This window comes from Streptomyces sp. iso_384, assembly GCF_056172905.1.
The window spans coordinates 1-2605 of the sequence record NZ_JBWBTT010000017.1; the positions used below are offsets into that span (position 1 = coordinate 1).

General features: G+C 67.1%; 1 protein-coding gene. It reads left to right on the top strand.

What is annotated here, in order from left to right:
• The first annotated feature begins 482 nt into the window (after positions 1-482).
• Positions 483-2459 (top strand): AAA family ATPase, encoded by a 1977-nt coding sequence (locus tag AC0VY3_RS37305; protein ID WP_475551953.1) that lies wholly within the window; start codon positions 483-485, stop codon positions 2457-2459.
• Positions 2460-2605: the final 146 nt, after the last annotated feature.

A 2605-nucleotide genomic window follows, 5' to 3' on the forward strand; every position in this document is an offset into this window, starting at 1 on the left:
GGCAACGGACGCTGCTCAAGGTCGACGTCTTCAATGAGGACGGAACGGGCTCCGGCCAGCTGGTTACCCACGACATCATGCGCCTGTGGATCGTCTCCGGCCTCCCCCGCCGTCCCCTCGCAGAGCTCCCCGAGGGCTCCGGCATCCCGTCGGTGAAGTTCGCCGCGGCGGTCGCGTAGCACGACCGCCTCCCACCTGCCCAGCGACGTCGAGCCTGGCGAGATCTCGGACACCAGCAACAAGGACACGGACCTCGCCGCCTGCGACGCCCCACCCTGAGCCGCCCCACACGTGCTCCCGCACGAGTGGGGCGGCTTCGCGGGCAGCACAGGCCCGGCGGGCAGAAACCGGCTGTGACTGTCGGAGGCGGAGTTCATACTGGTCAATTAGCCACATCGCGCGGTCGCACCTGTCCCGTCTGGCACAGGCCCCCACGCTGCGCGGATCACGCAAGGGCAACGTGGCCCTTGGAGGGGAGTGCCATGCTGGTGACGTCCGTTGAGATCGAGACGTTCCGCAACATCACGAACAAGCAGACCATGGTGGTCGACCCCGAGGTCACGTGCCTGATCGGCAAGAACGAGTCGGGCAAGACGACAGTCCTGAAGGCCCTGCACCGGCTGAACCCGGCCAACAACGCCGACGACTTCCACGTCACCACCGACTACCCACGGCGGCACCTTGCCCCGGACCGGCGCACGAAGGACCTCGACACGGTCGCCCCCGTGACGGCCGTCTTCGAGCTGGAGGACGCCGACTTCGACGCGATCGAGGAACTGGTCGGCGTACGGCCGCCGGCACAGGCGTACGCCACGGCGTCCCGCCTCTACGACTGCAGCCTCCAAGCCGATGTGCGCTGCGCCCTTGAGGACGTCCTGGCGGACGTCTTCGAAGAGGCCGGCGTCGATGACGAGGAGGACCAGAAGGCCATCACCGGGGACCACACGACGATCGAGGCCGTGAGCGCTGCGGCGAAGGCCCGGGCCAGGGAAGTCGGCAGCGGCAAGAAGACGGCCCGGGTCAAGGCGATCGAGAAGGTCCCGGCCGAGCTGGACCGCTACAAGAAGTACGTCGAAGAGGGCCTCGATGAAGAGGAACAAGAGCAGCTGATCGAGCTGCTCCCGAAGTTCTTCTACTTCTCCACCTACGAGATGCTCCCGGGCGACTGTGACCTCCACGCACTCGCCGAACGCGCTAAGGCCAAGCAGTGGGAGCCCGGCGACGAGACCATGATGTCCCTGCTCCGCCTCGCCGGTGAGGGCCCGGCCGACTTCCTGGACGAGGACTACGCCAGCCGCAAGGCCGAGCTCCAGGCCGCCAGCCTGGGTCTGAGCGCTCAGGTCTTCGAGTACTGGAAGCAGAACCCGGACCTCAGCGTCTCCTTCGACACCGACCTGATCGCCATGCCCCCGGACCCCAACGGCCAGCCGCAGCGCCACCACCGGTTGCTCAAGATCGAGCTGCGCGATGACCGGCACGGCGGCGTGGAGACCAACTTCTCCACCCGCTCCACCGGCTTCCAGTGGTTCTTCTCCTTCCTCGCCGCGTTCAGCGCCTACCGCGACACCGACGAACGCGTCGTCGTCCTGCTGGACGAGCCGGGCACCAGCCTGCATGGCGAGGCCCAGGGCGACTTCCTCCGTTACGTCTACAGCGAGCTCGGGCCCAAGCAGCAGGTCCTTTACACCACCCACTCCCAGCACATGATCGACCCCACGCGGTACGAGACCATGCGCGCCATCCACGACCAGGCGACCCGTACTGACCCGAGCCTGGGCGTGGTCATCACCTCGGTCAGCCTGTCCGCGGACCCCAAGACGATCCTGCCGGTGGAGGCGGCGCTCGGATACTCCGTGGCGCAGCACCTGTTCCTCGGATCCGGCCCGCTCCTGGCCGTGGAGGGCAGCAGCGATTTCGTTTTCCTCATGCGCATGTCCGACTACCTGGTCAGCCAGGGCCGCACCGGCCTGGATCCCCGGCTTGCCATCATCCCGGTCGGAGGCATCGGCAACATGCCGGCCTTCATCGCCGTCATGGGACGCCGGTTGTCCGTCCGCGCGCTCATCGACGGGGCCGAGACCACCAAGGTGACCGCCAAGGTTCTCAGCGCCGCCGAGGCCGCCGACGTCGACACGTCCCACATCACCGTCATCGGCCAGCTCGACGGCCTTCCGGAGACGGCCGACATCGAGGACCTGTTCTCCACCAAGGACTACCTCTGGCTCTACAACAAGGCGACCGAGGTCACCGTCAACGAGACGGACCTGATCACTCCCGACAAGCCCCTCCCGATTCTCCAGCGCATCGCGATCGCCCGGGAGAAGCAGCACAAGCCCCGCGACTTCGACCACGTCGGCCCCGCGCACCAGCTCACCCGGGACAAGGACGACTTCTTCGAGCAGATCGATGAGGAGACCCTCGATCGCTTCGAGGCGGTCTTCAAGAAGCTCACGGCCTGAACCTGCCGACATCATGAGACCCCCGGGCTTTGGCTGGCCCGGGGGTCTCATGGCGATGGGGGAGCGGTTAGAGGTTGTCCCAGTAGCTCTCGCGCTCGGACGGGGGCCCGAACCGCTCGATGGACCGGCACGAGCAGTTCGCCCCC

Bases quoted from the DNA above. Each gene is read 5' to 3' on its own strand.
- AC0VY3_RS37305 (WP_475551953.1), top strand. From the start codon at position 483: ATGCTGGTGACGTCCGTTGAGATCGAGACGTTCCGCAACATCACGAAC.